Below are 26,325 nucleotides of genomic sequence, written 5' to 3'. Positions count from 1 at the left end.
GTGGTGGCGGCGGCTCTAGTGGCGGTGGCGGCTCCAGTGGTGGCGGCGGCTCCGGCGGCGGCGGCGGCTCTAGTGGCGGTGGCGGCTCCGGCGGCGGCTCCGGCAGCGGCGGCGGCTCAGGCGGTGGCGGCTCCGGTGGCGGTGGCTCCGGTGGCGGTGGCGGCTCCGGTGGTGGCGGCGGCTCCGGCGGTGGCGGCGGCTCCGGCGGCGGCGGCAATAATGGGCATGGCAACGGCGGGAGCGACGGGACCCCAGGCAATTCCGGTAAAAGCGACGACACTCGCTAACGTATCGCGGTTTTACTGCGCGATGGCATGAAAGCCGTGCGACGTTCGCCTCTGGCAGAGCGTGACATCGCAGGTACCGAGACAGATGATGGCAAAGGGCGGGCTCCGGCGGATCCCGCCCTTTGCCGTTGAGGATGAGAGAAACGAAGGCGCCGACCTCCGTGACAACCTTTCAGCAACCCCTCGCTCCGATAATGCCCGCGCAATTGAGGACCGAATCTGATGGCCAAGGGAAATTCCAGGCGACGGAAGCGCAGCACAAATTCAAAGGGCAGCCGGGGCGGGATGGCCCCCTGGTATCTCGCCGCTATCATTCTTGTCGGCGGCATCGTCGGCTATGATCACCGAGAACAGCTCGAAAACTGGCTGAATAAGCGAGAAATCGCGGCACTCCCTTCGAAGTCTGGGGTGAAGCCAGAGACGAAGTCAAAGGCGACAAGCGTCACACCGCCTCCGAAGGAGCATACGACTTCGATTACACCGAATCGTGCATTGATCCCAGCGGCACCCGTCGGAAGACCGATGCAACAGCCGCCGGTGCGGCTTGCTTCAATTCCAACAGGGGACAACATCTTTTTCTTCTGCGGCATTCGCCACGATAACTGCGTGATCGACGGCGACACATTCCTCTTTAACGGGGAAAGGATCCTCATTGCCGATATAGACGCGCCCGAAACGAAGCTCGCAAAATGCGACGCGGAACGGTCGCGCGGTTCCTATGCAAAGGCAAGGCTGCGCGAACTTTTGAACGCCGGAGAATTCAGGCTGACTGCTTCCGAGGCCGGCTTCGCCGACGAGGAGGCGGGGAAGCCGCGCGTGGTATTGAGAGGCGGCAAATCACTGGGCGATATTCTCGTTTCCGAAGGGCTGGTGAGAAAGCGCGCCAGCCGGCCCGCAAACTGGTGCGGTCAGACGGCCCGCGCCTCCGGCTGAACCAGTCGCGGCCGCTTCAATCGTACCGCAGATGATCGGCGATAACTTCGGCGATCACACGCCGCGACTTTTCGACTTCGAGCCGATCGGTGCCGGGCATCTCGGCAGCGACGATCAGCGCCTTCCACAGGGTCCAGCCGCGGCCACGGGCCCAGGTTCCCCTGTCGAGCGGAAGTGCCGCACGAAACGCCTCGCGGCTCTCGCCGTCGAACATCGTCCAGGCAATCGAAAGGTCGCAGGCCGGATCGCCGACACCCGATGTACCGAAATCGATGACGGTGACCAGACCACCATCCTCGACCAGCAGGTTGCCGGAACTGACGTCGCCATGGAACCAGACCGGCTTTCCCGTCCAGTTGGCGCTGAGCGCCGCCTCCCAGACGGAGCGCGCCGCATCGGTGTCGATCCGGCCCTCAAGGGCCTCAAGAGCCCAGCGCGTTTCATGGTCGTACACGCTCAGCGGACCGCCACGGAAGAAATTGTGCTGTCCCGGTGGCGGTCCGCCACCGGCGTCGGCGCGCTGCAGCGCCGCCAGGAAATCAGCGAGCGTCGCCGCCAAGGCCGTCATATCGGCGATCGGCGCATGCGTCGCGATCTCGCCGCTGCGCCATTGGTAGACGGACCAATGCCAGGGATAGCCCTCGCCCGGCCGCCCCATCGCCACGGGCGCCGGAATTGGCAGCGGCAAATGCGGCGCCAAACGCGGCAGCCAGCGCTGCTCCTTCTCCACCTGGAGCGCATAGGACGCAGCACTCGGCAGACGCACCGTCAAGTCGTCACCGAGATGAAAGGTCCTGTTGTCCCAACCCCCATGCCGGACCGGTCGCACTGGCAGGTCCGCCCATTGCGGAAATTGCGCTGCGATCAGTCGCCTGACGAGGGACGTGTCGATTACGATCTTGTCGGGGGAAATGGTCATCGAAACAACTTGTCGCCGCATGGTGCATCTACAGCGCCGTGCGTCTTTTCAGACGCACAAAGGTCGCTGTAGCACTTTGAATTGCCGCATGTCTTCATCCCTAAATCGGCTACGACTCAAGGAAGATGCGGAGGTTGCATCGGAAGCCGCCAACTTGCAACCACCGCGGCTACTCCTCCCTGTGCTGCGTCTCCTTTTGCGTGATGAGCCGGGCGCTGTGCTGGCCGCTCAGATAGATCCACAGCCAGCTCCAGGCGACGGAAAAACGGCTGCGAGTGCCGATCAGGAAGTAGATGTGGGCAATGCCCCAGAACCACCAGGCAATCCCTCCTTTGAGCTTGATTCTGCCGAAGTCGATGATTGCAGCGCGCTTGCCGATCGTGGCAAGGCTTCCCTGGTGGCGATACCGGAAATGGCCGGGTGCGGGCTTGCCCTCGAGCCGGGCACGGATCACTCGGGCCACATAGGCGCCCTGCTGCTTGGCCGCGGGTGCGATGCCCGGCACCGGCGCACCGTTTTCCTGTTTGACCGAGGCGGTATCGCCGATCGCGAAGACATTCGGGTTGCCCGGCGCGGTGAGGTCCTGATCGACCATAGCGCGCCCTGCGCGGTCCGCCTCGATCCCGAGCCATTTAGCGGCCGGAGACGCCTGAACGCCGGCCGCCCAGACGAGCGTGCGGCTGGGGACGAAGCTGTCGCCGATCTGCACGCCGGCTGCCGTGCAGTCGGTCACCGGCGTGCCGGTGCGCACCTCGACGCCGAGCTTGCCAAGCTCGATCATCGCATAGGCGGACAGCTCTTCCGCAAAGGCCGGCAGAATGCGCGGACCCGCCTCGACGAGGACCACGCGGGCCTGACGCGTATCGATGCGGCGGAACTCGTCCGGCAAGGTTCGGTGCGCCATTTCGGCAATGATGCCTGCAAGTTCCACCCCCGTCGGACCTGCGCCGATTATCGTGAAGGTCAACAGCGCATCGCGCCTGGCGGGGTCCTCCTCGATCTCGGCCTGCTCGAAGGCGAGCAGCACGCGCCGGCGAATGGTCGTCGCATCCTCGAGCGTCTTCAGCCCGGGAGCCACGGGAGCCCATTCGTCATGCCCGAAATAGGCATGCGTCGCCCCGGTCGCGAGCACCAGCGTGTCGTAGGGAACTGCCTGGCCACTCGCCAGCGTCACGGCCTTTGCCGCCTCGTCGACGCCCTGCACCTCGCCAAGCAGCGTCGTCACCTCCGGTCGGTCGCGGTAAAGGTGACGGATCGGCCAGGCGATCTCGGAGGTCGCAAGAATGGTGGTCGCGACCTGGTAGAGCAGCGGCTGAAAGAGATGGTGGTTGCGCCGGTCGATGAGCGTGATGCGGACCGGGGCGCCCTTCAGGTCATTGACAAGTTGCAGCCCGCCGAAGCCGCCGCCCACGACCACCACGTGATGTCTTTCCTGCATAGCTGCTGCCTCGCTCGCTGAATGGACCACTGGCATTAATGTCGGCGGCCATTCGACACGGCCTCGGCGCCGATTCTTGCAACGCGACGTGCCGCGCCGCGCCGCGCCGCAAGCCTTACTCCGCGTAACGGACCGGAACCGCCGTTCCGCTTTTCAGGACTTCCATGGAGATAGAGGCGGTAACGTCGAACAGTTCCACCTTTCGCACGATCTGCTTGTAGACCATGTCATACTGCTCGACCCGCGGCAGGACAACCTTAACGATGTAGTCGTAGTTGCCCGTCAAACGGTGCGCCTCGACGATTTCGGGAATGTCGCTGATCGCACGCCGGAATGTCTCGATCCACTCATCGGAGTGATGCGCAGTCTTGATGAGCGCAAAGACCGTCGTTGGCACCCCCATCTTCTCCCGGTCGAGAACGACGATGCGCCTGGATACATAGCCTGCCTCTTCCAGCCGTTGGATGCGGCGAGAACAGGCGGACAAGGAAAGGTTTACCCGCTCGGCGAGATCGCCCATCGCAACGCTCGCATCTTCCTGCAGAAGTGTGAGAAGCTTTCGGTCCCTTTCATCCAGCACGCCCTTTACTCCTCACCCCACTCCAAACCGACGCCTGAAATTTGCACGAAATGAACGGATGGCGCAAAAAACTTTTGAACTTCTCTTCTTAGATAGCCCTCAAAGCAAACAAATCCAACCCGACTCCGATCATAATCTTACCGGTGGAACGAGATCGGAAAGTGGCAACGCGCTCTTCTAGTTTCGGGTTCCAGTGATCGAATGCAAAAAGGGAACGACATCATGGAAATGCGCAAGATCGGCCTCATCGGCGGCATGAGCTTCGAAAGCTCGGCGGTCTACTACCGGATGGTCAACGAGGCCGTTCGCGAGCGTCTGGGCGCGCTGCATTCGGCGGAAGTGCTCCTCCATTCCGTCGACTTCCAAAAAATCGTCGACCTGCAGAAGGCCGGCCGCTGGGACGAGGCTGCCCGGCGCCTGTCCGGGGTTGCGCGCGCACTTCAATCCGGCGGGGCCGATTGCGTGCTGATCTGCACCAACACCATGCACCTGATCGCCGACACCGTTGCAGCTTCCGTCGAAATCCCGCTGATCAACATCATCGACGAAACCGCGCTTCGCCTGAAGGCTGCAGGCAGCCGCCAACCGCTGCTGCTCGCCACCCGCTACACGATGGAGCACGGCTTCTATGCCGAGCGCATGAAGGCTCACGGCATCGATCTGATCGTCCCGGACGCCGACGGACGTAAACTGACCCACGAAGTGATCTTCGACGAACTCTGCGCCGGCAAAGTGCTGGACGCTTCACGCGAGGCGCTGATGGGGCTCATTGAAAAAGCGAAGGCGAAAGGTGCCGATGCGGTCATTCTCGGTTGCACCGAGATCTGCCTGATCCTCGATCCAGCGAACCTGCCGCTGCCGGGCTTCGATTCCACGGCGATCCATGCCGAAGCCGCCGTTGATTTCGCACTCCCCGACCAAAAGGCAAATTGCGCTGCCTGACCGAACGCCAACGCTGTTGCAGGCAAGACAACGCCCGCTCCTGCCGGGCGTTGTCAATGTAACGGCGATCGCCGACGCCGATACCTCGCATCCGACGCCGGCGCGGCGTCGCTGATACATCCCCATCGCAGCACCAAGAGCAATGCCGATCGTGATGCCGAGCGGAACGTTTTCGAGCGCGGCTCCTAAGACCGCGCCAACACCGATGCCGATTGCAATACCAACTGCCATGAGTTTGGCAATACCACAGGCATGTGGCGACAATCCGCCTATGGCCCCTCGTCAAACTCAGCACGCGCCTTGCGTATCGCGTCGTGATTTTCGAGCGACCAGTCGACGAATAGTCTCAAGACAACCAGGAACGAACGGCCGAGATCGGTGAGGCCGTATTCCACGCTCGGCGGCTGCGTCGGGTAGACGGTACGGCTCAAATAGCCGTCGCGCTGCAGATCGCGCAGCGTCTGCGTCAGCATCCGCTGGGAAATGTCCGGGATCAGCCGGCGGAGTTGCGAGAAACGCAGCGGCCCGTCGGCGAGCGACAGGATCATCAGCGAATTCCACTTCCCGCCGATATTGTCCATCACATCGCGCACCGGGCAGTTGTCCATATCGAGCGGCACGCCGCAGACGATTGCCACCCGCTTGCCCTTCACCGCGCCGGTCGCCTTGTTCATGCCGGTACCCTTTCCGTAACCACCGCAGAAAAAACTGCCTCCTTTACAGCTCTTAGCAGATTGCCGGATAAGAGCAACTCTCAAAAAGAGACCAGATTTCGAAATGAGCCGATCGAGGCTGCGAAGCTGGAAAGCAGAGTGAAAGGAAGATCATGCCCCAGAGATTGCTCGTAACCGGCGCCGCAGGTCAGCTCGGCAAACTCGTACTCGATGCGCTTCTCGCCGCCGGCAACACAAAGCCGGCCGATATCATCGCCACCAGCCGCGATGTCACCAAGCTCGCCGATTATGCGGCCAAGGGCATCGAGACCCGCGCTGCCAGCTTCGACGACCCCGCCTCGCTCGAAAAGGCCTTTGCCGGCGCCGACCGCATACTCATCATCTCGACCGACACGCTGGCCGAGCCAGGTAAGCGGCTGAAGCAGCATCTCGCCGCCGTCGACGCCGCCAAAAAGGTCGGCGTCGAGCACATCCTTTATACGTCCATGCCCAATCCGGAAAACTCCGTCATTCCCTTTGCCGCCGATCACCTCGGCACCGAAAACGCCATCAAGGCGAGCGGCATTCCCTACACGATCCTGCGCAATGCCTGGTACATGGAGAACCTGTTCCTGGCCCTGCCGCACGCACTTCAGACCGGGCAATGGTTCTCGTCGGCCGGCGAAGGCCGCATCTCCCATGTGTCGCGCGGCGACCTCGCCAAGGCCGCTGCCGCCGCGCTGGAATCGGACGCGACGGAAAGCCGCATTTATACGCTGACTGGAGCGCAGGCCCTGACGACCGCGGAGATCGCCACCCTTGTCGCCGAAGCCACCGGCAAGAAGCTCGAAGTCGTCCACATTTCCGATGAGGCATTGGCAGGCGGTCTCAAGGGGGCCGGGCTGCCGGACTTCTTCGTCCCGATCCTCGTCTCCTTCGACACCAATACGCGTGAAGGCCATTTCGATGTCGTGACCAACGATGTGGCGAACCTCACAGCCAACGCACCGCTTGGCCTCGCCGCCTTCCTCGAGGCGAACAAGGCGGCGCTCGCCCACTAGCTTGCAGCGGTTGTTCCCCGAAGGCATAGCCCCGGCCACCGGCCGGGGCTATTTGCACCGCGAGTGACGAGGCAAGGTCGCTCGGCATCTTCGGTTTACCCTCCTTCGTTGCCGATGGCGAACTGTTCTCGGGCCACGATCGGCTGGAGAACGCGATCGAATGGCAGCACAATCTGGATCAGGGGAAGGCGGGATAAGGGACATTCACGCCTTTCCCGATCCGGAAACCAGCCACCCGTCCAGCGACAGCCTCCCCGCCCCCCAAGTGGCGACGGCAAGCGCCATCGCGGCCCAGGTCAGATGTATCGGCCAACCATCCGGCACCGTGAGCTGGATGACGATCGTCATCGCCAGCAGGCCGAGGGCGGCAACGCGCGTGGCCAGCCCTAGCACGAGAAGCGCCGGCAACAGGATTTCCGCGCAAGCGACTACAAATGCCAACACCGCCGGCGCCGGAAAGTCATAGGGGCCACCCGGCAGGTGCAGTTTGAGTTCCGAGGTAAAGAGCAGTATGGCGACATCGTTCAACTGCAGGAACCCATCCCACTTGCTCATGCCGGAGCGCCAGAAGGGCACGGCGAGGCCGAAGCGCAAGGCAAGCTGGGCAAGCGATACGGGCGCCATGGCGGCAATCCGCCCGTCGATCTGCCCGAGCAAGCCCCCCCTCCCCACGGACTTATCGAAGAATCTTCGTTTGGACGTCAGCATCTCATCCTCCATCTTGGATCGCCGCGACGGCGCCGGCCTCGAACATCGTGCGAATAGCGGTTACGAGATCGAATTCCTGGCAGCAGATGCTCGCCGCCGCCGCCGCGTTTCCGAGCGGCTCACCGGCAATGAGGCAGTCGAGAAAAGTATCCGCGCCGGGCGCGAGGAGGCGAACCTCCACTTCAAGCGCCGGCCTTGTTACAAGGGCGCTCTCCGGAGCCGTAGCATTGATGCGCCCCACCGGGTCGCTCGCACGGTTCGCTGAAAAGATGGTCACGGCCGGATAGGCAGAACGGACAATGCGGGTCGCCGGATGCGCCACGAACACAAGGCCGCCAAGCCGTTCTGGCGGGATTAAGGCCAGCAGACCCGCCTCCAGCACGGCGGCGTCCGCCGCATGATAGGCATCGAGCCAGGCCCTCTCGATGCGTGCGACATCCGCCAGCCAGGGCATGGATTGCGCATGTTCGTAGCGCTCGATGAAATCGGGAAGATCCCGGCCGTACTCGAACAGTAGCGGCGACGTCGGCGGCGTCTCGCGGATGTGGAACCGCGCCATGGCGCGAAAGAATGCCTCGCCGGTGATGCGCATGGTTGCGGGGAACACGGCGGCAAGTGCATCGATCAGGCTGACGGTCACGTTGTTGCGATAGACGTTGAAGCGCTTCTCGGCGGCCTTGCCGTTCGGGCCGGCGACAAGCGCAGGGGTCGCGCAACTGGGATCGAGCAGCCCTTGCGCGAGGCGCCGCGGATAGCTCAGCCCGGCAAAATCGCTCTTCTCAAGCGTTTGCATGCATCCTCTCCCGTCGCAATGCCGCGCCACGATCAAGGATGGCCTGCGCTGCCTTCGCCTCGGCTTTCAGCACCGGCCATTCGGGAATCGCGCTATCCCATTCGACAAGCGTCGGGATCGGGCCGCATCGGCCGACGACGATGTCGAAGAGTTTCCACACCGCATCGGCGACTGGCCCGTCGTGACTGTCGATCAGCAGGCGATCGCCTTCGTCGTCCTCCTGCTCGGCATGGCCGGCCAGATGGATCTCGCCGACGTGCTCGAGCGGGTAGTCCGAGAGATATTCAAGCGCCGAAAAATCCTGGTTTGTCGCCGAGACGAAGACGTTGTTGATGTCGAGCAGCAGACCGCAGCCGGTCCGTCCCACGATCTCCCGGATGAAGGCTGTCTCGCTCATCGTCGACTCCTTGAAGAGCACATAGGTCGAGGGGTTTTCCAGCAGGAGCGGCCGGCCGATCGCCTCCTGCACCTCGTCTATGTGCTCGGCGACGCGCCGCAAGGTGGCTTCGGTGTAAGGCAGTGGCAGCAGGTCGTTGTAATAGGTCGTGTTGTGGGTCGACCAGGCCAGGTGCTCCGACACGAGCGCAGGCTCATAGCGCTCGACCAGCTCTGCGAAGCGGCCGAGATGGGCCTTGTCGAGTGGCTGCGGCCCGCCGATCGACATGCAGACACCATGGAGCGATACCGGATAGTCCTCGCGTATTCGCGCAAGCGCCGCATGCGGAGGACCGCCTGCCCCCATGTAGTTTTCCGCATGAACCTCGAAGAAGCCGCCATCCCGGCCGCCGGCCGCAAGGATGGATGGCAGATGCTGGTGCTTGAAACTCGTACCAGCCCGTCCGTCGATCGGATGCGCCGGAAAGCGGAGCGTTGCCGATGCGCCGCGATCCGCATGAATTGCCAATTTCGGCATCGTTGCCTCCACTTTCCGGCTTGGAGTTGCAAGTTCGCTTAAGACGGAAGGTCGCGCGACAGTGCCTCCGGCGAGCCCTTGCGGCCGCCCGGCAGTTCCATCGTCATGCAGGTGCCGCCATCGACGAATTTCCAGGCGTTGCCCTGATAGTCGACCGTCGACGTGGCCTGGCAGGTCGTGCCCGGTCCGGCCGCGCAGTCATTCTGGCCCTTCAGCGCGACACCGAAGCATTTCTCCTTGCCGGCGTCCATCGCGGCCTTGACCTGCTCCTGCGAAAGCGGCGCGGCGATCGCCAGCGACGAAACCGCTGCCGCCACGGCGCCTGCCAGTGCAGGAGCGCTGATCATTGATTTCTTGGACATGTCATCTCTCCATGTTGATGGGTCTCGTGCGCCCCTTGTTCGGGCCGCACAAAGCCTCGTTCGCCGCCAATGGGAGAAATGTTACATTCCCACCCCACACGCTTTCGTGAGCACGGTTCCGCGCGAGATCACGTTGATTTTGGATTGACTCGACCGAAGATCATGAACGTGATCGGCGATGGGAACTCGGTCCCGGCCGCGCCGGAAAGAAATTTGCGGGCCCAGATGTAACAAGCGCTCGGACCCGGCGAATAGGGAGGAAGTACAGGTGGACGACAGCGATCTCGCCCGGCTGTTCCGCGCAGCGCTCGCCGGCGATGAGCGAGCCTATGGCGACTTCCTGCATGCCGCCGCGGAGCTTGTTCGTGTTTGGGCGCGGCGCAGAACTGCGTGGGGTGGCCTGGATCCGGAAGACATCGTCCAGGAAACACTACTGGCGATCCATGTTAAGCGGCACACGTGGCGAACCGACGGTCCGGTAGCGCCGTGGCTCTATGCCATCGCCAAGCACAAGCTTGTCGATGCGATACGACGATTGGGCCGCAATCCCACTGTGGAGATCAGCGAACTGGAGGGACAGTTCGCAGCTGAGGAAGCGGAAACCGTAAAGGACTGGGAAATAGACCGCGCGCTCAAGATGCTGACACCCGGCCAGCGCTCAGTGGTGACGGCGATCTCGGTCGAAGGACGTACGATAGCCGAGGCGGCGAGAAGCCTTGACATGAACGAAACCGCAGTTCGCGTCGCTCTCCATCGCGGCCTTGCTGCCATCGCCAGACGATTTGGACGTGACTGACATGGAAACGCACGAACTCATCAAGGCCCTTGCGGCGGACGCCCGGCGGAGCGGCGTATCGATGACAGTCGCCTGGTCGAGTGCCGTTCTCGCAGCCGTCGCCGTCGCCGCCGTCGTCTTCTTCGCCCTTCTCGGCGTGAGGCCGGATATTGCCAGCGTCGCGCAAAGCTTCCGCTTCCTCTTCAAGTTCGCGGTGACCATCGTCCTTGCCACGAGCGCGTTCGGCCTCTTGCATATGCTGTCGCGGCCGGAAGCGGATGCGCGACGGTCGCTGCCGCGCCTTGCTATTGCCCCGACGCTGCTGGCGGCAGGCGTTGTCGCCGAACTCGCCGTCTTGTCGCCGGACACCTGGTCGGCAAGGCTCATCGGGACGAACAGCCTCGTATGCCTCACCTTCATTCCGCTGATCGGTATTGGTCCGCTGGTACTTCTGCTGCTCGCATTGCGCCACGGCGCGCCCTCCCGTCCCACGCTTGCCGGCGCAGTTGCCGGGCTTGCCGCCGGCGGCCTCGCCGCGACCTTTTATGCCGCCCATTGCACGGACGATTCGCCGTTGTTCGTAGCGACATGGTATACGATCGCGATTGCGGTGCTGACGCTCCTCGGTGCGCTCGGCGCTAGCCGCATTGCCCGCTGGTAGCAAACAATCGAGAATATGAGGGGCCCCCATCGAGGGCGTTCCCTCTGCACCGGCGGACACGGCACGGAGCTGATGCGGCGTGCCTCTCCACGCCGCGAGACAGCTGCAAGGGCGCCCTGACCTTAAATCACCGCGCGGCGCCCGCTACCCATGTGTCCTTAAATGGTAGCTGGAGGCGCCGCCGGCGGGGATGCCGCAGGCTTGCGCACGGACTTGCCCTCCTCGGCCTTGTAGAAGAACTGGCTCGCAACCAGCCAGCCCTTCAGCGGCCTGAGGGGCGGAATGCAGGTCAAGAGCATGAACGGGCCCGTAACCAACAGCTGCACCCAGAACGGCGCATTGTATTGCACGGGTCGACGGCCGCGATTTGGGCTTCTCCGACTACAGCAATCCTGCCGCTCCCCGCCCGCCCGACCCATGGGCGTATCGCAGCTGTTGGATCGCCCTACGCCGCCTCGCCGCAGGCACGGCGGAAGCGGCGCACCGTCTCGGCCATGCCGTATTCCAGCGCGTCGGCCGTCAGGCCATGGCCGATCGAGACTTCGGCGAGCGCCGGGATATGCTTGACGAGCCGCGGCAGGTTGGCGACGGTCAGGTCGTGACCTGCGTTGACCGCGAGGCCAAGGTCCGTCGCGATTTCGGCGGTGCGGCCGAGCTCGCCGGCGATCCGCTCGGCCTCGTCCGAATCGTCGTGGCAGCCGCCATAGGGGCCTGTATAGAGTTCGATGCGATCCGCCCCCGCCTCCTTGGCGATCTTCAGCGCTTCCCGGTCCGGATCGCCATCGGCAAACAGCGACACGCGGAAGCCCTTCCCCTTGAGGCGCCCGACGACGTTGGCGAGCAGAGCGTGGTTCTCGCGAAAGTCCCAGCCGTGGTCGGAGGTCGCCTGCGCCGGGTCATCGGGCACCAGCGTCACCTGCTCCGGTTCGTGCCGTTCAACGAGTTGGAGGAACTCCTCGTTGGGATAGCCTTCCATATTGAACTCCGCCCCCGGAAATTCATCGTCGATCAGATCGCGGATCGGCTGCAGGTCGGAAAACCGGATGTGCCGCTGATCGGGACGCGGATGCACGGTCAGTCCGCTCGCCCCCGCCTGAAGCGCGATGCGGCCGAGGCCGGTCACGGAGGGCCAGGGAAGATCGCGCCGGTTGCGTAGCATGGCGATGGCATTGAGATTCACGGAAAGCTTGGCGGGCATATCGAAACTTTCAAAGCGTGCACTCGAAGGAGTGTGTCGGCGACCAAATCGATCGTCGCAGTTCTACCGTAGATTTTGCAAGATCGGAATCGGCCTTTGCACGGTTTCCCTCGTAGCGTTTTGACAGTGCCTGATTATGTTGATATCAACACAATCGCTTCAATTGGCAGCTTGAATGAGGAGAGCACCATGACGACGCAGGCCCCACTCGTCCCCGCAACGGAACTCGCCGCACGGAACCGAGCCAGCTTCCCGAATGAGAGTGCGGAGTACCGCCAGGCACGCAACGCTTTGCTGGCTGAGGAAATCGAACTTCGACGCCATATCGAGCGCGTGGCTGCGCAACGCAGGCAACTGCCACTGGGCGGCGAGGTGCCGCGGGCTTACGTTTTCGAGGGGGAGAACGGGCCAGTAACGCTCGCTGACCTCTTTGGTGACAAGGACACGCTCATCATCTACAGCTACATGTTCGGCCCGGAGCGCGAGAAGCCCTGCCCCATGTGCACGTCGCTGATGGCCTCCTGGGAAGGGAAAGTGCCGGATATCGAGCAACGCATCGCTCTGGCGATGGTCGCCCGCTCGCCGATCGAGCGGCTGGTCGAGGCCAAGAAGGCGCGCGGCTGGACCCAGCTGAAGGTCTATTCCGACAGCGAGGGGAGCTTTACCCGCGACTATGTCAGTGCCGAGGATGCGGATGTCCCCGGCTACACGGTTCTTACCCGTCGGGACGGCACGATCCGGCATTTTTGGAGCGGCGAGATGAACGGCGAAATGGCCGATCCCGGCCAAGATCCGCGCGACGCGCCCGACCCCGACCCGCTGTGGCACCTGCTCGACACGACGCCGGAGGGCCGCGGCGCGGACTGGTATCCGAAACTGGAATATGGCCGCGGCGCCTAGCTCCAATGTCCGAGGGGGCACATCAATCTGGCACGGACCTCCATCCGTGCCCCTGGCGCTTTGGCGGAAGGCTTCGCTTCATTTCAGAAAATGCTGACACTTCTTGTTGCTAAACCTGACAACCACCATTTTTTGGGTCTAGATTTCGAATCAGGTTAAAGTTGCCGCCTTTTCAGACCCCACGGGCATAACGCCTTTTCTTCCGGAGCCATTGATGACGCCAGCCGAAAGGCCCTGCGACGAGACGATCCAGTCGGCGCTCAGCCGGATTCTCGACAGCAAGAGCTTTCAGCGCTCCGAACGGCTGCGCGCCTTCCTCACCTATGTTGTCGAGAGGGAGATCGTCGGCGAGGCCGGTCAACTGAAAGGCTATTCGATCGCCGTCGACGTCTTTGGACGCAGCCAGGCTTTCGATGCCGATAGCGATCCTCTCGTGCGCGTTCACGCTGGAAAACTGCGCAAATTGCTGAAAGGCTTCTACGAAGCCGAGGGGTCCGGCGAGGAATGGCAGATCGGCATCCCGAAGGGAACCTACGTGCCGGAGTACCGCCGGCGGCGTGACCCCGTCGCGGAAGTCCCTGTGCGGCCGGCCATGACTGCCCGAGATCGCGTCTCCAAGCGCCAGCGCGGATGGCAGCCAACTCCCTTCTCCTCGCCTTGGGCTGTGCTGACGGTACTGCCGCTGCTCTTGTTCACGCCACTGCCCTCACCGAAGATTGCGCTCGACATCGATGCAGAGGCCAAGCTTGTGAATGGTCCGATGGCCGCCGTCCGCGGGCTTCCTTCCGTCCGTTTCATCGTCGACGCGGAACATGGGAGCGCAGAGCATTTCGCCACGATATTGCGTGCAGCGGCGCTGCGCCACAAGACTCTTGGCTCGGCAGACATGGCCGGCGCTTCGCGCGCGACCGGTTCCTTGAACCCGGCGCTCGCCTTCTCCGTCACGGTTGCGTGGCACGATACCCCAAGGCCCGGCCTTCGCGTGACGCTTTCGCACAACGGAGAAGCCGTGCCGATTCGTCAGGACTTCATCAGTGCCGAACACCTCGCAAACGAATCTGACGTTCTCTACAAGACCACCTCGCTTGCAGCGCAGCTCTTCGCTCTCGATGGCGAGATTTACGCCCACGCCGCCACGGAGGGCCTGCAGAGTACATTGATGCGCTGCATGGTGACGACGGCGCGTTACAAGAAGCTCTTGACGCGCGAGAGCTTCCAGGAGGCCTGGACCTGCCAGCAGGAACTTGCCCCTCTTAAGGGCGATGAACCCCTTTTCATCCTCTCTGCAAAGAAACCGATGCAGCTCTTCGGCCACTGAGCAGTTCAAGCGGCAGCAAGGCACCCTGCCGCAACCATCGCGAGGTGCCGTTACGGCGCAACTTGCTCTTGCCAACATTTCACCCCGCAACACTGAGGGCTGTTCATTTGGCTGATTAGCTCCTACCGTGAATTCGTGCAGTTCGATGCCCAAAACCGCTTCCAGGCGGTCGCCAAGGCCGTGCTCACCGGCATAATCGCGTCGGATCAGCAACTGTCAACGCGCTGCCGCTCCACCTCTCGCGGTCTGACAAGCCCGGAGAGTTGTCATTACCCGTCGGTGGCGGTAGTATTTGCGCGCAGTTCCGGACGTCTTCGTCGACAGACTGCATGTTTCGACAATGAGCTGCTTCTGACCGATCAGAAGAGCCTCTCGCACTTCGGGAGACATACTCAGAAGCTTATTTACATCCGACGCCAACAATGGCGCCTTCGCCGATTCGTATTGCATTCGGACGAATATACTGGAGGATAAAATGAGCAAGCCTACCTTAACTCTGATTTTCGTTGGCGCCCTCGCCTTATCCGGGTGCCAATCCGCTGCGACATCCCAAGGCGGAGGCAACGAGTTCGGCTGCATTGCCGGAACGGTTGGTGGCGCGATCGTCGGCGGCGTGGTCGGCGCGACTATAGGATCCGGAACCGGTCAGCTCTGGGCCGTTGGTGGCGGCGCGACGCTAGGCAGCGCGGCCGGCAATGCCTTGACCTGTGCCTACTAGTGGAAATCCGCCATGATTCGAAACGTAGTTCTGGCGGCGGCACTTGCACTTTGCCAGCTTGTTCCAGCCGCCGCCCAGGATCGGCCTGCGGCCATGTCTCAAGGGCAAATGGATCGCCTCGACCGCGACAAAAACGGCGTGGTCGACCGTTCCGAATACCAGGCCTTCATGACAAAGGCCTTCGTAGGTCTGGACAAGAACAAGGACGGCGGCCTGCGCTCGGACGAGGTGGCGCAGGCATTGAACGCTCAGCAATTTGCCGCCACTGACACGAACGGCGACGGCAAGCTTAGCCAGAGCGAGTTCCTGAACCGGGTCATGGCAGATTTCAAGGCGGCCGATCGCAGCGGCGACGGCAGCCTGCAATAGGCAGGCACTCCTGAAACGCCGGGCGCTTCTTGACGCTCAACGGTCGTGGAGGTGCCTGTGGGCTGGAATCTGTTCGGATTTGACGTACCGCACGAGATCGCCGCAGCATGAAATGAGGGCCGCCTGCGGCCCTCCGCGCAGATCAGTGATCATGGCCGCTCCCGCCATGAAACCCTTGCAAAGTCAATCGCGATGCCGTTGCGGAGCCAGAGATTGCGCTTGCGCATAAGCCAGTGGCGAACGACTGCCTGGCAGATTTTCGTCGAGGACCAGGGTTTTCACGTCATCCGAGCGAACATCAAGCGCAATGACGCGTTCAAGCTTGTCGATCTGCCAGACGGCGTAGCCGAGTTCCGGAACAAATCCGCAGTCGCACCCGCAATCGCCGCCAAGGATCGCCCTCGGCTCTGCGGGCAGATACATGATTTGCGGTTTCGGCAGTTTGTAGCAATGCCCCTCATAGGCATAACCATAGATCACGCCGATGCTTTTGATATATTTACCGTCGTCGCCGCGAAAATTGCGTGAAGGAATATTAATCTCTACCGTGAGTTTTAAGACTTCGGCTTCCTTCTCATCCACCAAAGCTAAGACTATCTGTTGCTGAAACAGGTCGACCAATTTTTTCTGCGCAACACGCCTGATAATTTCAGAAATCAGCTTCTTGTCATCATCTTTTATTTCACGACCTCGCAGTTCCTCTTCAAGACTGATGTCGAGGTCCCCGATCTCTTTGGGTGTAAATATCGACAGAGAGCTAGCTGGGCGGCCATAAAGACGCACCTCGCTTGGATTGTAGGCGTCATATTGTGGATCTTCGAGGCCCTTGGGCTCGTTACCCACGCCGGGATGGTTACAACAATCACTCATGTTCCCTCTCCTTTTCCTGGCTTCACCTTCGACCGATAATCTCACGCCATGCGAAGTTCGCCTCCAGCACCTCCGCAGCCGCGCCTTGGGCGGCGGCAACGACAGCAGTTGCCGCCTGATCCAGACGCATCGTCGTCGGGTCGAGCGTCCTCAACGATGCCGCAAGCGCCTGTCCCACCAAATCACGAGCAGCGGCCAGCGCCAGTTCGAAGACCATTGGCTTGACCTCAAAGGCCCCGGCCGTTGCCGCGCGGAAGTCATCAAAATCACGTTGATCCAGTTCGCGCAGGTCGATATCGAGAAGCCGAATGTCGGCGCAATCCCGCGCGACCAGTTCGCGGTGATAGAGCTCGACAATGGTATCGAAGATGGCGCCGACGAAGGGAAGCGCGCGGTCGTGCACCTCGCGCGTGACGTCGGACATGCGGCGAAAATTGGTCGCCAGTCGAACCTGGGCCTCCGGACTTGTCTCTGCGAAACGATTGAGCTCGTTGTACAGGAGCAGGTTGCCCCTCGTTCGCCGCAGCAGCCGGTCGATGGCCGAGCCGAAATGCAGGAAGGAGATTAACGATACGGCATCCGAAAAAGCCTCAGAAAAAGGAAAGAAGTCGGCTCCGCGTGAGAATATCGTGGGCACGCCGGTTTCGGACAGGAGGATAAGGTGTCCGACTTCGTGGGCGATAGTATCGAAATTCAACGCATACGGCCGCCGCACTCCATTGGTGTCCGCACACCCAAGTTCCAGGAATCCGTAGCCCGCCTGTGCGTTGTCCCAATTCACAAAGGCAACGATCTCGAGGCGTGGAAAGGTCTGATCAAAAAACCATCGGACCGGTCGGCCGAGATAGCTCTGCCATATATCGAGAACGAAGTGCACGCAGGCATAGGCGTGCACGGAGAGAAACTCCCGTGAGGTCGGCGATACATTATCGAAGTGACGGTCCGGACCCGGCCTTGCCGGGGATCGCATTGCCCCATTGAATGGCGGCAGGCGATCGAAGCCATACGGCTGCTTGTCGGAGAGCGGATCGACGACATACATCCGCGAGTCACTTGGCCCCGCACCGATTTCGTCTCGCAATATCGGCAGCCAGACACGATCCGGCTGCTCGTATCCTGGAATGAAAGGGGGTTGGGGGAAGATCCAGAAGCGCGTACCCAGGCGCGCATCACCAGACTCAAGGGCCTCATTCCGAAGCAAACGCATCGCAAAATCGCCCCTCGGTCGGTGAAATCCGGCAATCAGGGATTCAATTTATAAGTGTTCACTAAATTTGAGTCAATGCCACCGGCTTCCAGGTCCCGCATGAAGGTGTTCGTCGCCGTCCAGGAATCAACGTCGCCTGCCGCCTCAGCCCTTCTTATAAGGCTCGGTGCGGTATGAAGTGCGAGGAGAGCGTCCTTTCCCTTCTGCTTTACCACCGTCTGTCGCACTTCTTGAATGCGGCCATCTGGCCATCCCGCCGCGCCTAGTACAGCCGCAAGCGTGCGCTCGCGAAAGTTCATATCTCGCGCCATTGTTGTGAGCAGCGTGCGTTCGGAAGGCGTGATGACCTTGCGGCGCATCAGGCCCGAAAAGGTCCGCTGCAGATCGACCAGCGAGTCCGTTAGTTGCAGAAAGCCAAGCTCCGCAGGCCCCGAATGCACGGCCACGGCATCATCCGGTGCCAGAGCTGGAGGCGAGCCGCGAACCTCCCTCAGCGATGAAAGGGCCCATCGGCGATACCATCTGTAGATCAAGCCGACGCCGATCATGCCGAAATCGTGGAGTTCCGCAGCCCTCAGCGCCCCCATGCTGGAGGCTCCGACCATCACAATGCCCTGCGCCATCGCCCAGAGAATCTCCTTGTGCCTGACGGCCGGCCGATCTTCGAACTGGCCGTCGATCAGGATCATGGCTCGCGGGCGGAAAGCATGGGCGGCCAAAAGAATGTCGCCCTGCGCGGCGGGCTGCAGATAGACGGCGTCGAGCAGCGCCTCGGCGTCGGCAAGCCGAAGCGTCGGGCCAAGAAACACCAGAATCGGACCCTCTTCGCTCGCATCCGCCACCTGCTCACCGTACAACAGAGAAAGGAAGCGCGCGGGCAAGGACCGTCCTTACACACTGCACGCCGGTTTCGAGATCGTGCCCGACCTGCACGGCGATAACCGGCCCCAGCCCGGCGGAGAGTACTCCGTTCAGCAGTGACACGGGATCGGCGATCACGGGCGACAATGCTGCATCCACTGGCCTCCCGGGCCCGTCCTCCAGGATGAGTCGGCGGGTCTTTGCCACGGCGGCATCGATGCTTCTTTTGTAGTGGGCTCTCGTCTGGTCGTCGCGAGCGCCCGAGATTGCCCCTGCCCGGGCCGACAGAGCTTCCAGCATAGCGCTCACCGTTGCCGCTTCGATGCTCGGGCCGGCCGCATAGCCTTCGGTCGGCAGGGCGAGGATCGGTTCACCCGGGCCTGTCTCAATCGTCTGACACCAGATTACCGGAATACCCGCAGGTGAAGGCGCATGCCACAGGGCAAAGGATATCCCACAGGCGGCAGCGACTGATTGGATATGATCCACCCGCGCCCCAAGGCCCGTCGAAGCGATGCGCGTGCGGTCGAAGAAGCCGTGTGTCGCGAAGGCCCGGGCGATCGCATCGCGCTCGATGCACTCGAACACACCATGTAGAAAGGCGCTGCAGGCATCCATATGGCAGGCGAGGCCTGTGGTCGTGCGGACGAACAGGCCGTCGCCAGCAGGTGGCGGTTCCGTGTAGCAGGTATGCACAAGTTCGAGCGGAACCGGCTGGGGATGACCAGTCGCGATGTCTATACCAACGATCCAGGGAATTTCGCGTCGTCGCCAGTTCTCCCGGCACTCCCGCCTCAGCAACCGATCGAATAGGCCGTCGGCAAGATCGAGCTCCTCTGCCGTAGCGCGAAACGTTCGCAGCGGCGGAATGGCCTCGGCGAAATAGCGCTCGAGCGCCTCCATGATCGCCCCCACTGCCGCCTCCGTCATGGCAAACCCTCGCCCCAAGGCCGTGACCTCCGAGAGCGCGGCGGGCCGAATGACCTGTACCACCGGCAGGCCGACGCGATCGAGACCGGTGAGGTCTGCGAGCCGGGTTATCCGTGCGCGGCGGCAGAGCGGCATGATCTTTCGAAAGCACTCTTCCGCTTCCTCCGGTCCCCGACACTGCGACCAAGGCCGACGGAGACCAGAAACGATCTCGTGATGAAAGGCCGAAGGTCCCTGGTTGGCGGCAGCACCGCCGCTCGTGTGGCCGCGGGGTTCAAAGCCGACCGACAAGATTGAGCTCCCGAATCGAACGCCTGGCGCGTTGCAGCAGCGCTTTCGCCCCCTGGCGTTCGGCAATCTCGACGGCCGAGCGCAAGTCGTCCACAACACGCGCCGAGTCTTCCCCAGCCCGCGCGCGAAGAACAGCACGGCACCGGAAAAGCTCGGCGAGCCAATAGGCGTGGTAGGTCTCCTGCGCCCGTTCGATCGCCTCATCCGTGACTTTGATCGCCGCATCATGCTTTGCCGCGAGGCCCAGCATTGTGGCGTGCATATAGAGGTAAATCGGCAGGTCGATGACGGTGCCGAGTTCCTTCAGGAGCGCCAGACCGCCCTGAAAAGTCTGGTGGCCGGTTGCCAGGTCTTCGCGATGCGCGATGGCCCACCCGCCAAAAAGAAGGGAAAGCCCGGAGAGCGACCGCATTTCATGCTTTCTCGCGAAGTCCGCCATGCGTTCAGCCACGTCAGTGAGGCGCGCGAAATCCTCCCGATAGAATGCGGACACCGCTTCCGTGTCGAGCGAGTGCGCCTTGCTCGGTGCGTGCCCGATCCGGTCAACGAAAGTGATCATTCTTGAAAGCGCCGCATCCGATGCGCTTGTCCTGCCTGTTAACCACAGTGACAATGCCAACTGCCCCAGACCGCAAACCTTGGCGTCGTGCCCGCCATAGAGCGTCCGGTTCGTCTTTGCCGTACGCTCGTCATAAAGTGCCAGTCCCGCCAGGATAGCGTCTTGCGTCTGCCGGTGGTGGCCAAGGTTAAAATCGATTGCCCAAATGCAATGGTTGATCTGCAGCCTTATCTCCGGGTCCTCGGCCTCGGCCAGCATCGATTGCACCTCGAGTGCACGATCATGCATGACCCGAAAATCCGAACCGGTAAGCCACCATCCCCAGTGTATGGGAAACCATCTGGACTGCTCCGACATTGGCTGCCGGCGCGCAATCGCCACACCGTCCTCGTACAGCTGACGCGCCGGTTGCGAACTCATCCCGACCATCCCGATAAGAATCGGCCCCAGCGCCGTCAGCGCGGCAAGCTGCAAGGTCTCGACCGGGCGCCCATCGCCCAATTGGCTGCAAAGTCTCAGCGCATGTTCCAGATACTGTCGCGCCTCGATCATTGCCGAGCGGCTCGAACTCTCCTTTCCGGCGGCAATAAGCAGTTCGATCGCATTTTCGAGGAGACCGGCCCGCTCCGCATGTTCGGCAAGCGCGCCGGTGTCGATCCAGGCGGCCATGCCGCGGTTCTGGTTGACGGCGCCAAAGAGCCGCCGGTGCAGCATCTGCCGTTGCTTGCGCAACAGTGCATTGTAGATCGTCTCCTGGATCAGTACGTGGCGAAAGCCGTAGGCTACGCGTCCGGGCGCCCGAACGCGCGTCAGGAAGCCGGTCTCGCATAGCATGTCGGCTGCACTGGCGATTGCCTTCTTGCTGAAGTCGGGTAGAAGCAGGCGCAGCAGCGGCAAGGTCACCAGCGTACCGGCCGCAGCCGCCGCTCGCGCCACCTCTCTGGCCGGACCTAAATGCTGCAGTCGCGCATCCAGTATGGATTCGAACGCCGACAGATGAACCGGTTTCATGTTTTCCGACAGGCTCGCCTCATCTGCTTCGGCATTCTGGGACGCCCACTGGCAGATTTCCTCGATGAACAGGGGAACGCCACCGGATATCCGTTCGGCCACTTCGAAGAGCTCCGGCAGCCTCTCCAACTGATGCGCCGGCCACTTCGCCCTGATCGCCAGCTTCGTCTCGTCGCTGTCGAGTGGCCGCAGCGACAGCCGCAGCAGGTTTGCCGCGTCCAGCCATTCGACAGGCGAACCGCGACGCGCCGTCAAGATAAGGAAGATTGGAAACTGACCGATGAGACGGGCCGCTTCGCCGAGTAGGTCCCGCGAGGTCGGGTCTATCCAATGGATGTCCTCCACGGCCACGACCACGGGGCCGCTTCGGCAGATTGCTTCAAGCGTTCGCAAGAGCGCCCGGTGCGCCTTTTCGCGAATCGTCTTGGGATTGTCATTCGACAGAAGCTGGTTTCGCCCCTCTGCTCCAAGCAGATAGGCGAAGACATCGATCGCCTCCCTGTCCTCAATGCCGTTACGCCCGAACAACGTCGCCACTTCGGAAGCCGTGACGCCCATCTGGCCGCCCCTCGCCATCGAACCGGGAAAGCTGTGTAGCAGGGGATGAAGCGTCGAGCGCAATCCCCCGGGCAGGCACTGGAAGAAGAACAGCTTCGACCGCCGATCCCGCGTCCTCCTGCGGATCTCCCGCAGCAGCCGGGACTTGCCAATACCGGCGTCGCCCTCGATGAGCAGACTTGCGCCCCGCCCGGCAATAACGCCATCCCAGGTACGAACGATCGTATTCAACTCGCTCTCGCGGTTGATGAAAGGGCCGCCGAGCCGGCCATAGGCATGGAAGCGACCGACCTCGATCTTATGTCCCAGCGCCCGCCATACTTTTTCGGGCGCCGAGAAGCCCTTGAGCGCCTTGCTGCCCTGGAAGACGAAGGCATGTGATCGCCCGGCGAGGTTGCGAGTCTCTTCGGAAACCAGGACGCTGTTTGGCTCGGCGATGACTTGAAGACGAGCCGCCATGGCGAGCGCAGCACCGGTGACGGGCTCCTGGAGCCAACTCTCGCGCTCCATGTCGCGGATAAGTGCCGCCGACGTTGCGATGCCGACGCGGACCCGAAGATCGTCCCGCCCGCGCTCTTGACCAACACGCTTGCAGGCGTCGACGATATCCAGGCCGGCTCGGATGGCGAGCGAAGCCGCATCCTTGGCGTCGAGGTCGATCGGAAACAGCGCCACACCTCCATCGCCAGCCTCGTGCTGCATCACGCCGGAGTGCGAGGCGATCGACTGCCTGCTCGCCCCCTGAAAGGCGGACATCAGTTCCTGATAATCCTCGATATCCATGACGTGCAGAAGGTCGGTCGACCCGACGAGGTCGTAGCAGAGTGCCGTAACGATATGGCGCTCGCTGCCATGCGCCGAAGCACCGCCGGCACGCGCCGTGCGACTGACCGCTTTTCGTGGTGTATTGGTCCGGCTTTCGCGCAGCATGCACCACCACCCCATTTTCGGCAGCGCGCTCCCCTCGGACTTAAACGCGCATGTTCAACACAAATATTCTGCTTCTTGTAATTCCTGAAATATCTGGTTTGAGGAGGCGCGCTGCAAAGCCCACTTCGCTCTTTTTCCCTTAGCGTGACCAAGGCTGATCGCCGAACCGGTCTATGTCAATCGGCGGAGAGTTGCAACGATCCGATCTCTCTATTTGAGCCTGCACGATGGCATGTCGAGATCAAAGTGATCGCTGCCGTATGACGAAAGCGGCCATTCTGTCAGCTCTTCTGCAGGGCGAGATGGGCGCCCAATCCGATGAGCGTGGCGCCGCCGACGCGCTGAACCAGGCGCTGGGTGCGACTTGAATGCCTGATCCTCGATACGAGCACGCTGGCGAGCATGACGCAGAGGATGTCCGCCGACGAGAACATCAGGTTGACGATCGACCCGAGGACAACGAATTGCACCCATACGGGAAGTGTGGCAGACGTGTCGATGAACTGCGGCAGGAAGGCAACGAAGAAGATCGCGGTCTTCGGATTGAGAACCTCGACTGTGACGCTCTCGAAAAGGGCACGCCGGCCCGATTTCGCCTGCACCTCCGGCAATACCACGTCGCCTTGAGCCTTGGCACGGAAGAGCGAAACACCCATCCAGATCAGATAGGCGGCACCGGCCAGCTTGACGGTCAGATAAAGTGTCGGCACGGCATGAAAGAGGGCCGAAAGCCCTGCAGCAGCCGCAGCGACGTGCACATAGCCGCCGATGTGAATGCCGAGCGTCGCCATCACACCGGACCAGCGGCCGCGCGCCACTGTCTGGGCGGCTGCGTAGAGCATGGCCGGTCCCGGCACATAGGCGAATACGGCGGTGGTGACGAGAAAGGTGATCAGCAAACCGGTCGACGGCATTAGCGGCTCCATTGGAGGCAACTCTTCGCAGAACGATTACCTGACGATCGTCAGCCGCTCCGCCGCGCGGGTGATCGCCGTGTAGAGCCAGCGTTCGCGCGTATCGCGGAAGGCCCAGCTCTCGTCGAAGAGCACGACATTGTCCCATTGCGAACCCTGTGCCTTGTGCACGGTCAGCGCATAGCCGTAGTCGAACTCGTCGTAACGTTTGCGGGTGGACCAAGGAATCTCGCCCTCGACCTCCTCGAAGGCCGCTTTCAACAGCTTGATCTTCGCCGCGCCGCGATCCATGTCATCGTCTTCGGGACGGATCATCAGGTTGATCCCCGGCTTCACCGTCTCTTTCGACGAGCTCATCACCTGCCAGAGAGAACCGTTGAGCAGGCCTTTGGCCGGATCGTTCCTCAGGCAGACGAGCTTGTCGCCCGATTGCGGATACTCGCTCGAAAAACCCTTCAGCTCGCGCAGACGTTGGTTGTAGCGCCGCCGCGTCCGGTTGGTGCCGACAAGCACCTGGTCGGCTTCCAGCACCAGCGGCTGGGTGACCTCACTCTTGGAGATGATCTGTGCCGTGCCGTAGTCGCCCTGCATGATCTCCTTGCCCTCGCGCACATGCATGGCGAGCTGGATGATAGGGTTGTCGCGCGCCTGGCGGTGGATATCGGTCAGCAGATAGTCCGGCTCGTGATTGGTGAAATAGCCGCCGCCCGACACGGGCGGCAACTGACCCGGATCGCCGAGCACCAGGATTGGCGTGCCGAAGCTCATCAGGTCCTTGCCGAGCGCCTCGTCGACCATCGAGCATTCGTCGATAATGATCAGCGCCGCCTTGGCGACGGGGCTCTGGCGGTTGATCGCGAACATCGGCGCGATCGAGGTCTTGCCGGTCTCCTCGTCCTCGACTTCCTCCTCGCCGCGTGGCCGGTAGATCAGCGAGTGGATCGTCTTGGCGTTGCTGGCGCCCTTCGAGCGCAGCACCTGCGCAGCCTTGCCGGTGAAGGCCGCGAACAGGACCTCGCCGTCGACATGCTCGGCGAAGTGCCGGGCGAGCGTCGTCTTGCCGGTGCCGGCATAACCGAACAGTCGGAAGAGCGGCGAACGGCCTTCCTTCAGCCAACGCGAAACGGCCTTCAGGGCCTCATCCTGTTGCGGAGCGAATTGCATGGCCTGAAGTGTCAGGATTCGGTGTCTTGGCGCAAGCCCGGATTTCTATCTGCCCCTCGACGGCGACGCCTCGGCGCTCACAATGCCGCCCGGCGGCGCTTGCGCGAAATCTTCTGCGGCTCGAGAGCCTTCAATCAGTCTCATGCGCTGCGTCCGGAAGCCCACTCTCGATGAATATCGCTGTGGCAGTTTCTTGCCTCGGCACCTTGAATCGGCGCGCGCGATGCTGCTAACAAACCGGCGGCTGCATACAGTGTGCACGCGCAGCGAAAGCCGTCCTCGCCGGAGAACGCCCTTGAAGCCGGAACAGCCCGCAACGCCGATGACGCCTGAAAGCACCGGGCTGGGTCGCTTGCCCCGCGTAGGGCAATGGTGTCTGCTGGCCGTGCTTTCACTGATTTTTGCTACCCTTCTCGAATTAGTGGGCATTCCGGCCGGGCTTCTGATGGGACCGATGGTTGCCGGCGCGTTGGTCGGCATGAACGGCGGCACGATCCGCCTGCCCCGCCAGTTCTTTTTCTGCGTGCAGGTCATCCTGGCGATGATGATCGCCGGCTCGATGCGACCCGACCTGTTCGCCACCTTTTCCAGCAATTGGCTGCTCTTCCTCGCGGTCATCTTGTCGGTGATCGGCGTCAGTACGCTCTGCGGCTGGACGATCACCCGGATGCGCATCCTGCCCGGAACGACAGCGATCTGGGGCTCTTCGGCCGGCGCCGCCTCGACCATGCTGCTCATGGCCGACGCCTATGGCGCGGATACCCGTCTGGTTGCCTTCATGCAATATTTGCGGGTCGTCTTCGTCGCCGGCGCCGCGACGATGGTTGCACATCTCTGGGTCAGCGGCACAGCAGCCGAGACCGCGACCCGCTGGTTTGCGCCGGTCGCCGGCCTGCCCTTCCTCGCGACGCTTGCCGTCGGGATTGTCGGCGGCTTCCTCGGCAAGGTCCTGCGTGTACCGGCCGGTGCCTTCCTCGTCCCCTTTGCCATCGGTTCGGCTCTCAACGTCTCCGGCATGTTGACGATTGAACTGCCACAATGGCTGCTGGCGCTGTCCTTCGCGCTGCTCGGCTGGAACATCGGGCTGAGCTTCACCCGCAGCATCATTGCGCATGCGCGCCGCGCCTTCGTGCCGACGCTCATCTCCATTCTCGTGCTCATGGCGTTTTCCGGCGCGCTCGCACTGCTGCTCATCAGGGTGGCCGGCATCGATCCGCTCACAGCCTATCTCGCCACCAGCCCCGGCGGCCTCGATTCCATTGCCGTCATCGCCGCCTCGAGCAATGTCGATCTCCCCTTCGTCATGGCGCTGCAGACCGCGCGGCTCTTGATCATTACGCTTATAGGCCCGGTCCTCGCCCGCTTCGTCGCCGACCGCGTCTGACCGAGAAACCGACCGCCCGCTCCTTCGTCACGCTCACAACTATCGCGGGCGGGCGGGGAATAAATCCGGCACCATTCGTGTCTCATCCGTGAACCTGAAACGGGTTCCGCGTATGACG

The 26,325-nt window shown here is 62.3% G+C and carries 27 protein-coding genes and 2 pseudogenes; 12 read left to right on the top strand and 17 right to left on the bottom strand.

Features of this window, described 5'->3' with window-relative positions:
- On the top strand, window positions 1-287 hold a 287-nt coding region (locus CO676_RS35155; protein WP_179875431.1), incomplete at its 5' end, for a hypothetical protein.
- A gap of 222 nt (window positions 288-509) precedes the next feature.
- Window positions 510-1,220, top strand: a complete 711-nt coding sequence (locus tag CO676_RS36980) for a thermonuclease family protein (protein WP_041414503.1) — start codon at window positions 510-512, stop codon at window positions 1,218-1,220.
- 16 nt (window positions 1,221-1,236) lie between these two features.
- On the opposite strand, the gene CO676_RS08405 is transcribed toward CO676_RS36980, so the two are convergent.
- The 3 genes from CO676_RS08405 to CO676_RS08390 all read right to left on the bottom strand — a co-directional run bounded on the left by CO676_RS08405 (window position 1,237) and on the right by CO676_RS08390 (window position 4,157).
- Window positions 1,237-2,139 (bottom strand): aminoglycoside phosphotransferase family protein, encoded by a 903-nt coding sequence (locus tag CO676_RS08405; RefSeq protein WP_179875430.1) that lies wholly within the window; start codon window positions 2,137-2,139, stop codon window positions 1,237-1,239.
- A gap of 169 nt (window positions 2,140-2,308) precedes the next feature.
- Window positions 2,309-3,577: an NAD(P)/FAD-dependent oxidoreductase gene (locus tag CO676_RS08395; protein ID WP_097520310.1), complete on the bottom strand. Its 1,269-nt coding sequence runs from the start codon at window positions 3,575-3,577 to the stop codon at window positions 2,309-2,311.
- A gap of 115 nt (window positions 3,578-3,692) precedes the next feature.
- On the bottom strand, window positions 3,693-4,157 hold the full coding sequence (locus CO676_RS08390) for an Lrp/AsnC family transcriptional regulator (protein WP_014765064.1): 465 nt from the start codon (window positions 4,155-4,157) through the stop codon (window positions 3,693-3,695).
- 222 nt (window positions 4,158-4,379) lie between these two features.
- Between CO676_RS08390 and CO676_RS08385 the strand changes: the two genes are divergently transcribed.
- A complete protein-coding gene (locus tag CO676_RS08385) occupies window positions 4,380-5,099 on the top strand; it encodes an aspartate/glutamate racemase family protein (RefSeq protein ID WP_097520308.1) in 720 nt (239 codons plus the stop codon).
- Window positions 5,100-5,368: 269 nt separating this feature from the next.
- On the opposite strand, the gene CO676_RS08380 is transcribed toward CO676_RS08385, so the two are convergent.
- Window positions 5,369-5,773 carry a helix-turn-helix domain-containing protein gene (locus tag CO676_RS08380; protein WP_097520306.1) on the bottom strand — a complete coding sequence of 135 codons (405 nt, stop codon included), beginning with the start codon at window positions 5,771-5,773 and terminating at the stop codon, window positions 5,369-5,371.
- A gap of 152 nt (window positions 5,774-5,925) precedes the next feature.
- Between CO676_RS08380 and CO676_RS08375 the strand changes: the two genes are divergently transcribed.
- Together CO676_RS08375 and CO676_RS35960 are read left to right on the top strand one after the other, a co-directional pair.
- The gene (locus CO676_RS08375; protein WP_097520304.1) at window positions 5,926-6,813 is read left to right on the top strand and encodes an SDR family oxidoreductase; all 888 of its coding nucleotides are present in this window, start codon (window positions 5,926-5,928) and stop codon (window positions 6,811-6,813) included.
- A gap of 59 nt (window positions 6,814-6,872) precedes the next feature.
- Window positions 6,873-7,010 (top strand): annotated as a pseudogene (locus CO676_RS35960) (2-hydroxychromene-2-carboxylate isomerase); the annotation flags it as partial.
- 7 nt (window positions 7,011-7,017) lie between these two features.
- Here CO676_RS35960 and CO676_RS08365 read toward each other — a convergent pair.
- Genes CO676_RS08365 through CO676_RS08350 form a run of 4 tightly spaced genes read right to left on the bottom strand, consistent with a single transcriptional unit; the run spans window position 7,018 to window position 9,589 of the window.
- Window positions 7,018-7,521 carry a DoxX family protein gene (locus tag CO676_RS08365; RefSeq protein ID WP_179875429.1) on the bottom strand — a complete coding sequence of 168 codons (504 nt, stop codon included), beginning with the start codon at window positions 7,519-7,521 and terminating at the stop codon, window positions 7,018-7,020.
- A gap of 1 nt (window position 7,522) precedes the next feature.
- A complete protein-coding gene (locus CO676_RS08360; protein ID WP_097520302.1) occupies window positions 7,523-8,314 on the bottom strand; it encodes a DNA-binding domain-containing protein in 792 nt (263 codons plus the stop codon).
- A complete protein-coding gene (locus CO676_RS08355) occupies window positions 8,301-9,227 on the bottom strand; it encodes a DUF692 domain-containing protein (RefSeq protein WP_097520300.1) in 927 nt (308 codons plus the stop codon). The genes CO676_RS08360 and CO676_RS08355 overlap by 14 nt, the downstream gene beginning before the upstream one ends.
- 38 nt (window positions 9,228-9,265) lie before the next feature.
- The gene (locus CO676_RS08350) at window positions 9,266-9,589 is read right to left on the bottom strand and encodes a DUF2282 domain-containing protein (protein ID WP_097520299.1); all 324 of its coding nucleotides are present in this window, start codon (window positions 9,587-9,589) and stop codon (window positions 9,266-9,268) included.
- A gap of 268 nt (window positions 9,590-9,857) precedes the next feature.
- On the opposite strand from CO676_RS08350, the gene CO676_RS08345 reads away from it, so the two are divergent.
- Together CO676_RS08345 and CO676_RS08340 are read left to right on the top strand one after the other, a co-directional pair.
- Window positions 9,858-10,385, top strand: a complete 528-nt coding sequence (locus CO676_RS08345; protein WP_245424279.1) for a sigma-70 family RNA polymerase sigma factor — start codon at window positions 9,858-9,860, stop codon at window positions 10,383-10,385.
- Between the two features lies 1 nt (window position 10,386).
- On the top strand, window positions 10,387-11,025 hold the full coding sequence (locus tag CO676_RS08340) for an NrsF family protein (RefSeq protein ID WP_097520295.1): 639 nt from the start codon (window positions 10,387-10,389) through the stop codon (window positions 11,023-11,025).
- A gap of 158 nt (window positions 11,026-11,183) precedes the next feature.
- On the opposite strand, the pseudogene CO676_RS08335 reads toward CO676_RS08340, so the two are convergent.
- Window positions 11,184-11,375: pseudogene (locus CO676_RS08335) on the bottom strand (DUF983 domain-containing protein); the annotation flags it as partial.
- A gap of 95 nt (window positions 11,376-11,470) precedes the next feature.
- Window positions 11,471-12,223: a pyridoxine 5'-phosphate synthase gene (locus CO676_RS08330; RefSeq protein ID WP_097520293.1), complete on the bottom strand. Its 753-nt coding sequence runs from the start codon at window positions 12,221-12,223 to the stop codon at window positions 11,471-11,473.
- A gap of 189 nt (window positions 12,224-12,412) precedes the next feature.
- On the opposite strand from CO676_RS08330, the gene CO676_RS08325 reads away from it, so the two are divergent.
- From CO676_RS08325 to CO676_RS08310, 4 genes are all read left to right on the top strand, one after another.
- Window positions 12,413-13,123 (top strand): DUF899 family protein, encoded by a 711-nt coding sequence (locus CO676_RS08325; RefSeq protein ID WP_097520291.1) that lies wholly within the window; start codon window positions 12,413-12,415, stop codon window positions 13,121-13,123.
- Window positions 13,124-13,337: 214 nt separating this feature from the next.
- Complete coding sequence (locus CO676_RS08320) at window positions 13,338-14,441, top strand: hypothetical protein (RefSeq protein ID WP_097520289.1); 1,104 nt, start codon at window positions 13,338-13,340, stop codon at window positions 14,439-14,441.
- A 475-nt stretch (window positions 14,442-14,916) separates the two neighbouring features.
- A complete protein-coding gene (locus tag CO676_RS08315; protein WP_014765078.1) occupies window positions 14,917-15,159 on the top strand; it encodes a glycine zipper 2TM domain-containing protein in 243 nt (80 codons plus the stop codon).
- A gap of 15 nt (window positions 15,160-15,174) precedes the next feature.
- Window positions 15,175-15,528, top strand: coding sequence for an EF-hand domain-containing protein (locus CO676_RS08310; RefSeq protein ID WP_097520368.1), 354 nt, complete (start codon window positions 15,175-15,177; stop codon window positions 15,526-15,528).
- 183 nt (window positions 15,529-15,711) lie between these two features.
- Here the strand turns inward: CO676_RS08310 and CO676_RS08305 are convergent, their stop codons facing one another.
- The 7 genes from CO676_RS08305 to CO676_RS08275 all read right to left on the bottom strand — a co-directional run bounded on the left by CO676_RS08305 (window position 15,712) and on the right by CO676_RS08275 (window position 24,823).
- A complete protein-coding gene (locus CO676_RS08305) occupies window positions 15,712-16,398 on the bottom strand; it encodes a hypothetical protein (protein WP_014765080.1) in 687 nt (228 codons plus the stop codon).
- 22 nt (window positions 16,399-16,420) lie between these two features.
- Entirely contained in the window at window positions 16,421-17,605 is a 1,185-nt protein-coding gene (locus tag CO676_RS08300) for a hypothetical protein (protein WP_097520287.1), read from the bottom strand.
- Window positions 17,606-17,640: 35 nt separating this feature from the next.
- Window positions 17,641-18,447 (bottom strand): TfuA-like protein, encoded by an 807-nt coding sequence (locus CO676_RS08295; protein ID WP_097520285.1) that lies wholly within the window; start codon window positions 18,445-18,447, stop codon window positions 17,641-17,643.
- Window positions 18,448-18,451: 4 nt separating this feature from the next.
- Window positions 18,452-19,687, bottom strand: a complete 1,236-nt coding sequence (locus tag CO676_RS08290; protein ID WP_280952009.1) for a YcaO-like family protein — start codon at window positions 19,685-19,687, stop codon at window positions 18,452-18,454.
- Window positions 19,671-22,745 carry an AAA family ATPase gene (locus CO676_RS08285; RefSeq protein WP_144340123.1) on the bottom strand — a complete coding sequence of 1,025 codons (3,075 nt, stop codon included), beginning with the start codon at window positions 22,743-22,745 and terminating at the stop codon, window positions 19,671-19,673. Before CO676_RS08285 ends, CO676_RS08290 begins: the two co-directional genes overlap by 17 nt.
- Before the next feature lie 281 nt (window positions 22,746-23,026).
- Entirely contained in the window at window positions 23,027-23,659 is a 633-nt protein-coding gene (locus tag CO676_RS08280; RefSeq protein ID WP_097520366.1) for a LysE family translocator, read from the bottom strand.
- A gap of 36 nt (window positions 23,660-23,695) precedes the next feature.
- Window positions 23,696-24,823 carry an ATP-dependent RecD-like DNA helicase gene (locus CO676_RS08275; RefSeq protein WP_097520280.1) on the bottom strand — a complete coding sequence of 376 codons (1,128 nt, stop codon included), beginning with the start codon at window positions 24,821-24,823 and terminating at the stop codon, window positions 23,696-23,698.
- A 295-nt stretch (window positions 24,824-25,118) separates the two neighbouring features.
- Here CO676_RS08275 and CO676_RS08270 point away from each other — a divergent pair, with 295 nt between their 5' ends.
- Window positions 25,119-26,207 carry an AbrB family transcriptional regulator gene (locus tag CO676_RS08270; RefSeq protein ID WP_097520278.1) on the top strand — a complete coding sequence of 363 codons (1,089 nt, stop codon included), beginning with the start codon at window positions 25,119-25,121 and terminating at the stop codon, window positions 26,205-26,207.
- Window positions 26,208-26,325: the final 118 nt, after the last annotated feature.

The organism is Sinorhizobium sp. BJ1 (assembly GCF_002531555.1).
In the GTDB taxonomy this organism is placed as follows: Bacteria; Pseudomonadota; Alphaproteobacteria; order Rhizobiales; family Rhizobiaceae; genus Sinorhizobium; species Sinorhizobium fredii_B.
The sequence above is the reverse complement of the archived record's forward strand: the minus strand, read 5'-3'. Positions and strand labels throughout refer to the sequence as shown.

Coding starts and splice junctions, on each gene's coding strand:
- CO676_RS08330 (WP_097520293.1), bottom strand. CDS start 12,223: ATGCCCGCCAAGCTTTCCGTGAATCTCAATGCCATCGCCATGCTACGC.
- CO676_RS08300 (WP_097520287.1), bottom strand. CDS start 17,605: ATGCGTTTGCTTCGGAATGAGGCCCTTGAGTCTGGTGATGCGCGCCTG.
- CO676_RS08285 (WP_144340123.1), bottom strand. CDS start 22,745: ATGCTGCGCGAAAGCCGGACCAATACACCACGAAAAGCGGTCAGTCGC.
- CO676_RS08375 (WP_097520304.1), top strand. CDS start 5,926: ATGCCCCAGAGATTGCTCGTAACCGGCGCCGCAGGTCAGCTCGGCAAA.
- CO676_RS08380 (WP_097520306.1), bottom strand. CDS start 5,773: ATGAACAAGGCGACCGGCGCGGTGAAGGGCAAGCGGGTGGCAATCGTC.
- CO676_RS08340 (WP_097520295.1), top strand. CDS start 10,387: ATGGAAACGCACGAACTCATCAAGGCCCTTGCGGCGGACGCCCGGCGG.
- CO676_RS08325 (WP_097520291.1), top strand. CDS start 12,413: ATGACGACGCAGGCCCCACTCGTCCCCGCAACGGAACTCGCCGCACGG.
- CO676_RS08280 (WP_097520366.1), bottom strand. CDS start 23,659: ATGCCGTCGACCGGTTTGCTGATCACCTTTCTCGTCACCACCGCCGTA.
- CO676_RS08315 (WP_014765078.1), top strand. CDS start 14,917: ATGAGCAAGCCTACCTTAACTCTGATTTTCGTTGGCGCCCTCGCCTTA.
- CO676_RS08355 (WP_097520300.1), bottom strand. CDS start 9,227: ATGCCGAAATTGGCAATTCATGCGGATCGCGGCGCATCGGCAACGCTC.
- CO676_RS08385 (WP_097520308.1), top strand. CDS start 4,380: ATGGAAATGCGCAAGATCGGCCTCATCGGCGGCATGAGCTTCGAAAGC.
- CO676_RS08305 (WP_014765080.1), bottom strand. CDS start 16,398: ATGAGTGATTGTTGTAACCATCCCGGCGTGGGTAACGAGCCCAAGGGC.
- CO676_RS08360 (WP_097520302.1), bottom strand. CDS start 8,314: ATGCAAACGCTTGAGAAGAGCGATTTTGCCGGGCTGAGCTATCCGCGG.
- CO676_RS08365 (WP_179875429.1), bottom strand. CDS start 7,521: ATGCTGACGTCCAAACGAAGATTCTTCGATAAGTCCGTGGGGAGGGGG.
- CO676_RS08395 (WP_097520310.1), bottom strand. CDS start 3,577: ATGCAGGAAAGACATCACGTGGTGGTCGTGGGCGGCGGCTTCGGCGGG.
- CO676_RS08275 (WP_097520280.1), bottom strand. CDS start 24,823: ATGCAATTCGCTCCGCAACAGGATGAGGCCCTGAAGGCCGTTTCGCGT.
- CO676_RS08320 (WP_097520289.1), top strand. CDS start 13,338: ATGACGCCAGCCGAAAGGCCCTGCGACGAGACGATCCAGTCGGCGCTC.
- CO676_RS08350 (WP_097520299.1), bottom strand. CDS start 9,589: ATGTCCAAGAAATCAATGATCAGCGCTCCTGCACTGGCAGGCGCCGTG.
- CO676_RS36980 (WP_041414503.1), top strand. CDS start 510: ATGGCCAAGGGAAATTCCAGGCGACGGAAGCGCAGCACAAATTCAAAG.
- CO676_RS08405 (WP_179875430.1), bottom strand. CDS start 2,139: ATGACCATTTCCCCCGACAAGATCGTAATCGACACGTCCCTCGTCAGG.